The organism is Streptosporangiales bacterium, from assembly GCA_009379825.1.
In the GTDB taxonomy this organism is placed as follows: Bacteria; Actinomycetota; Actinomycetes; order Streptosporangiales; family WHST01; genus WHST01.
Genome location: WHTA01000144.1, coordinates 1 through 6,701, shown reverse-complemented (window position 1 = coordinate 6,701; position 6,701 = coordinate 1). Strand labels below are relative to the sequence as shown.

At 71.1% G+C, this 6,701-nt stretch carries 1 protein-coding gene and 2 pseudogenes; 1 reads left to right on the top strand and 2 read right to left on the bottom strand.

From position 1 onward, the window contains the following. Positions 1 to 834: 834 nt before the first annotated feature. Together GEV07_30400 and GEV07_30395 are read right to left on the bottom strand one after the other, a co-directional pair. Positions 835 to 1,901, bottom strand: a pseudogene (locus GEV07_30400) (LD-carboxypeptidase). An 11-nt stretch (positions 1,902 to 1,912) separates the two neighbouring features. Beyond that, positions 1,913 to 5,269: pseudogene (locus GEV07_30395) on the bottom strand (MMPL family transporter). A 180-nt stretch (positions 5,270 to 5,449) separates the two neighbouring features. Here GEV07_30395 and GEV07_30390 point away from each other — a divergent pair. Next, entirely contained in the window at positions 5,450 to 6,646 is a 1,197-nt protein-coding gene (locus tag GEV07_30390) for a two-component sensor histidine kinase (GenBank protein ID MQA06824.1), read from the top strand. Positions 6,647 to 6,701 lie beyond the last annotated feature (55 nt).

The following is a 6,701-nucleotide window of genomic DNA, read 5'->3' as shown; positions in this document are numbered from 1 at the left end:
CCCACGCAGCCAACCCGAACCACGTAGCCCGAGCCACGAGGAATTCGCGGCGGCCCTCGGCGACGAACCGACCCCACGCAGCCAACCCGAACCACGTAGCCCGAGCCACGAGGAATTCGCGGCGGCCCTCGGCGGCGAGTCCGCGTCCCCGGCAACCCGTGCTGCCACCGAGCAGCTCGCCACCGGCCGGACCAGTGCAGGACGCGAGGCGTCCGCCAACTCGTCCATCTCGGGCGTGCTCGACATGGACTCGGCCGGTCCGGGCGGCGGCGTCAGCTCCGACCAGCGGCCGCAGCCGTTCGGTCCCGGCCCCAACCCCGCTCCACGCACTGGGGAGCGCAACCCGACTGGCCAGGCCCAGCGCACTCCGGGCCGCGCCGCCGAGGAGGGACGGCCCGGCCCGGGCACCGGCACGCCGCAGCGTCCGCAACAGGAGCGGTAACTACCAGGTCACGGCCATACCGACTAGGCTGTGCCCACCATGGTCGACCACCGCTGGCACTTCAGTGCACCCGACTTCCTCCGGTTCGCGGGCTACCTCAACAGCCACGGCTACAAGATGCCCGCCGGCCGGGAGGCGCTGTGGCTGTCGCACCACGTCACCGCCGGGCGGCCGTTCCCCGACGCGGACAAGCGGCACCTGCACTACCTCCGCCTCGACAACTCGCTGCGCACCCAGTGGGCGGCGGAGTACATCGACTCGGTCGTACGTGCCGAAGGCGCGAAGGGACTCGTCCCCGGCACGCAGGTAGTCGACGCCGTACGACAGGCGAAGGCGGAGTACGACCAGACGCCGGAGGCGCAGCGCAACCGGCAAGCCGCCCCGCTCGGGCGCTACCAACCACCGCCGATCGCCAGCAGGACGCTGCCGCTGCCCGGCGAAGGCGAAGGCAGCGTCGCCGCCGAGGCCAAGACCAACGGTAAGCAGGGAGCCAAACGCACGGAGGACACCCGCAGCCCGGGACAGGCGGTACGTACCCAGCCGTCCGAGCGGCAGTGAGCGGGCCGGCCGCTCACCCCCTGACGCAGCACCTGCGCGTCGGCGTCCAGGTCGACCCGGTCGCCGAGCACGACGCTCAGCTGCGGCCGGCCGTGCCCGACGGCCAGGCCGGCGAGCACCGGCGCCCCCAGCGGCGTGAGCCGCTCCACGAGCACCTCGTCCGCGCCACCGCACCCGGTGAGCTGACCGAGCGCGATGCCCAGCACCCCGTCGAACCACCTCGCCTGCAACAGCTGCGTGAGCATCCGGTCCACGCGGTACGGCGGCTCGTGCACGTCCTCGAGCACCACTACCCCGCAGGCGGCGTCAGGCGGCGCGTACGGCGTGCCCACCGTGGCCGCCAGCAGCGCCAGGTTGCCGCCCACCAACGTGCCGGTGGCGCGTCCGGAGACGAGCGTCCGCGTGCCTGGCACCGTCCACGGCTCGGCGCCGAACCACGCGTCGCGCGCCGCGGCGGCGGACGGCGCGTCCGGTGCCGCGCCGCCGAGCAGCTCGCCCGCCGGCATCGGCCCGAACACCGTAACCGCAGGCACTCGCCGGCGAACGCGTTCAGCAGCGCCGTGACGTCGCTCGACCCGTGCAGCAGCTTCGGGCCGGCGGCCGCCAAGGCGTCCCAGTCGAGCAGCGGCAGCAGCCTGGTAGCGCCGTAGCCACCGCGCGCGCAGATCACCGCCCGCACGTCGAGGTCGCACCACGCCGACTGGAGGTCAGCCGCCCGCGCCGCGTCGCTGGCGGCCAGGTACCCGTGCTCGTCGAGCACGTGGCAGCCGAGCGCCACGTCGACGCCGAGCGTGCGCAGCCAGGCACACCCGGCGTCGAGCCAGTCACACGGAACCGGTCCGCTCGGGGCGACCACGGCGACCCGGTCACCGGGCCGGAGTGCAGGAGGGCGAAGCGGCACAGCGCCTCAGCCTAGCCGTCGGACTTCGGCGCCTCGCCGTTCTTGGTCCGCACCAACACCTCCACCTGCAGCACCCCGACGCTGACGGCACCGCCCGACCCGTTCTGGTCGCGCTGCGCGGGCACCGTCGTAGTGACCGCCTCCTCGCCGTCGACGCTCGTCACCACGGTGACCGGCTGGGCACCGTCGGACGGCTCGGCACCGAGGTCGGCCATGGTCGGCTCGGTGCTCGGCTCCGGACCCGCCGTCGCCGCACGCTTCTCGCTGTGCTTGCCGCGGCCCTCCTTCGCGAGCCGCCGCCGCTCGGCGAAGCCCTCCACCATGGTGTAGAGCGTCGGCACAAGCACCAGCGTCAGCAGCGTGGACGTCACCAGGCCGCCGATCACCACGATCGCCAGCGGCTGCGAGATGAACACCCCACCGCCGGTGAGCCCGAACGCCATCGGCAGCAGCGCGCAGATCGTCGCCAGGGCCGTCATGAGGATCGGCCGCAGCCGTCGTCTGGAGCCCTCGACCACGGCGTCGCGGACACTCATCGCCTGCCGCCGGTACTGGTTCACCAGGTCGATGAGCACGATCGCGTTGGTCACCACGATCCCGATCAGCATCAGCATGCCGATCAGCCCGGGCACGCCGAGCGCGATGTCGGTGGCGATCAGCAGCCCGATGGCGCCGGTCGCCGCGAACGGCACCGACACGAGCAGGATGAACGGCTGCACGATGCTGCGGAACGTCGCGACCATGATGATGAACACGATGAGGATCGCGGCCAGCAACGCGGTGAGCATCTGCTGGAACGCGTCCTCCTGCTCCTGGCTGACGCCGCCGAGCTCCCAGCTCGCGCCGTCCGGCAGGTCCAGGTCGTTCAGCCGCTCCTGCACGTCGGTGCTCACCGCTCCGGTGTTGTCGCCGAGCGGCGTGGCCGTGACCGTCGCGGTGCGTTCCCCGTCGGTGCGGGTGATCTCGGCAGCCCGCTCCACCTCGGTGACCTCCGCCACCCGCTTCACCTTGACGGTGCCGCCGGCCGGGCTGGCGACCTCGAAGTTACGCACCTCGGCGAGGGTCTTCGGCGCCTCGGTGGCGCGGACGAGCACGTCGCGTTCCTCGTTGTCGATCAGCACCGTCGCCTGCTGCTCGCCCTCGAACGCCTGCCTGATCGCCTGGCCGACCTGCGCCTCGGACAGGCCACGCTCGGCCGCCTCGGCCTGGTCCACGTCGACCTGGATGGTCGGCAGGTCGGTCGCGAGGTTGCTGCCGACGTCGGTGGTGTCCGGCGCCTCGTCGACGGCGTCCTCGACCTCCCTGGTGGCCGTCTCGAGGGTGTCCTCGTCCCCGGCGTGCACGGTGACCTCGATGCCGCTCGACCCACCTTCGGGCCCGGTGGCGTCGGACAGCTCGAGCTCGCCGGCGCCGCTGATGTCGTCGAGCCGGTCCCGCAGCCGGTCCTTGAACGCCTCCTGGTCGGCGTCCTTGTCGCTGGTGATGTTGAACGTCGCGGTGTTCGTGCCGCCGGTGCCGCCGAAGCCGAAGTCGTCGACCGAGCCGACCGTCACCTGGTACGTGTCCATGTGCTTCAGGTCGTCGAGCATGTCCTCGACCTCCTGCGCGGCGTCGTTCGTACGTGCCAGCGACGCACCCTCGGGCATCGTCTGGTTTACCTGGTAGTAGTTCTGCCCCATCGAGCCGAGGAAGTTGGTCTGCAGGTACGGCACGCCGCCGATGGTCACGCCGAACACCACGACCCCGGCAAGCAACGTGACGATCCGATGCCTCGTCGCCCAGGTGATGACCGGCACGTACACCCGCTGCAGCGGGCTGCGGCGTTCGTTGGCCAGCGCCGCTTCCTCGACCCGCGCGCGCTCCTCGGGCGTCGCCGCGCTCGGCTTCATGAACCAGTACGCGAGCACCGGGATGATGGTGAGCGAGACCAGCAGCGAGGCCAGCAACGCGATCGTCACCGTCACCCCGAACGGCCGGAACATCTCGCCGACCTGGCCGCCGACGAACGCGATCGGCAGGAACACACCGACCGTGGTCAGCGTGGACGCCGTCACCGCCCCGGCCACCTCCCGTACGCCGGTGAGGATGGCGTCGCGTTTCTCCTCGCCGTAGCCCAGATGCCGTTTGATGTTCTCCAGCACCACGATCGAGTCGTCGACCACCCGGCCGACGGCCACCGTCAACGCGCCGAGCGTCAGGATGTTGAACGAGTAGCCGCCCGCGTAGAGGCTCGACACCGCGACGAGCAGCGAGAGCGGGATGGACAACGCGGTGACGATGGTGGACCGCAGCGACAGCAGGAAGACGAGGATCACCACGACCGCGAAGACCACGCCGATGCCGCCCTCGGTGGCGAGGCCCTCGATGGACTCCTCGATGAACGGCGACTGGTCGAAGACGACCGTGAGCTTCGCGTCCGCCCCGATCTTCTCCTCGATGTCGTCGAGCTCGTGCTCCGCGGCGTCCACGGTGTTCGCGTCGCTGGTCTTCGTCACCATCAGGCCGAGCGTGCGTACGCCGTCGGTCCGCGTGATCGACGCCGTCGGCTCCAGCTGCGCCTTGACCGACGCGATCTCCCGCAGCTCCACCGGCTCCGGCCGCGGCACCGGCTGCCCCGGCACCGGCTCGGCGTCGGGCGCCGCCGGCATCATGGTCAGCTTGCGCAGGTCGGCGACGGAGTCGAACTTCTGCCCGACCTCGACCGACCGGGTCTTGCCGTCCTGGGTCAGCTCACCACCGGGGATACTGACCCCGTTGGCCTCGAGCGTCTGCCTCACCGTCTCGGCGGAGATGTCCTTCTCGGCCATCTCGTCCTTGTCCAGGGTGACCATGACGCGCTCTGCCCTGGCGCCGGTCACCTGCACGTCGCGTACCCCGTCGAGGCCGCGCAGGTCGGCGACCGCGTGGTCGTCCAGCCGCTGCGCCAACGTGCGCTCGTCGAGGTCGGCGGACGCCGCGATGAGGAGCACAGGGATGTCGTCGGTGGTGCCCGACTGCACCTGTGGTCGACGTCGTCAGGCAGCTCGCCGCTGATCCGGTTGAGCGCCTCGTCCAGGTCGTTGGTCGCCTGGTCGATGTCCGTGCCGTAGTCGAACTCCGCCTGCACCATGGACATGCCGTTGGTGGACGTCGAGGTGCGCGACTCGAGGCCGTCGACACTGCTGATCGCCTGCTCGACCTTCTCGGTCACCTCGCGCTCGACGATCTGCGGCGAGGCACCGGGGTATGGTCGCGCTCGGCAGTGCCAGCGAGGGAATCAGCTCCTGCTTCGTGGCGAACGTCGCGAACACGCCGAACACGATGATCGCCAGCGACGCCAACGCCACGACCGCGCGGTTGGCGAGACTCAGCTGGGCCAGCTTGAACATGCAGGTCTTCTCTTCCTAGCGGGGTGACCTAGGTGACGCTAGTGATCACCGGGCGCCGCGGCGTCTGCACTGAGAAGGAATGCCTGGACACCGGTGTACAACCCTGGGAGTACATCGGTGTGCATCGGCTTACGCACGTGTCGGGATGCCGGACACGAACGGTGGCCATACCCTGACCACGTGGTCACACAGTCGAGACCGGGTCGCTCCCTGCGCGGTCGAGCGAGGGACGCCGTCCTCCTGCCCGTGCTCGCCGCCATCTGCGCCGCGCCGTACGTGCTGCCGCCCCGGGCCTTCGACCAGCGGCACCCGGACAAATTCGACCCGCCGTTCGAGGTCGCGCAGTGGACGGTCGCCCTGCCCATCCTCGCGATCGGGTTGCTGCTCACGCGCCGGCAGTACCCGCGGACGACGCTCGCCGCGGTGGTCGGCCTCGCCGTCGTCGCGGTCAGCGTGAACGGGGCGGTCCTGACGATGGCGCTGCCGGTGATGGTCGCGCTGTTCAACCTCGCGCTGCGTACGGACCGGAAGACCTGGCTCGTCGCCGCGGGTATCACGGCCGCGGCCGTGACCCTCCCGATCGTGATCAGGTACCCGTCGATGTGGCCGCAGGTGTTCGGCATCGTGTTCTGGGTGGCGCTGCCGCCGGCCATCGCCGAGGCCGTACGTAACCGCCGCGCGTACCTCGCCGAGGTGGTGGAGCGGGCCAGGCGGGCGGAGGAGACCAAGGAGCAGGAGGCCAGGCGGCAGGTCGCCGAGGAGCGGATCAGGATCGCCAGGGACCTGCACGACATCCTGGCGCACACCATCGCCGTCATCAACGTGCAGTCCGGCGTCGCCGCACACGTCATCGACGGCGACACCGAGCAGGCGCGGCAGGCGCTCGTCCACATCAACGACGCCAGCGACACCGCGCTCCAGGAGCTCCGCACGATGCTCGACGTGCTGCGGCAGGACGGCGACCAGACCGCGCCGACCAGGCCGGCCCCGACGCTGCGCGACCTCGACGAGCTCGTCGACGGCCTGCGCGCCTCGGGCGTGGCGATCACCGTGCAGACCACAGGCGACCTGGACGAGCCGGCCACCGAGGTCGGCGTGGTGGCGTACCGGGTGCTGCAGGAGGCCCTGACCAACGTGCTCAAACACGCACGCGCGAGCGCGGTGCAGGTACGCGCGACGGTGGACGGCGACGGCGTGGACCTGGAGGTCGCCGACGACGGCGTCGGGTCACCAGACCCGCCACCGGTCGGGCACGGCCGGATGGGGATGCGCGAGCGCGTGCACTCCGTGGGCGGCACCGTGCAGGACGGACCCGTTGCGGGCGGTTACCGGGTCACCGCACAGCTACCGTCGACGACCTCGAGGAGCAGGCGATGACCATCCGGGTGCTACTCGTGGACGACCAGGAGCTGGTGCGTGCCGGCTTCCGGGT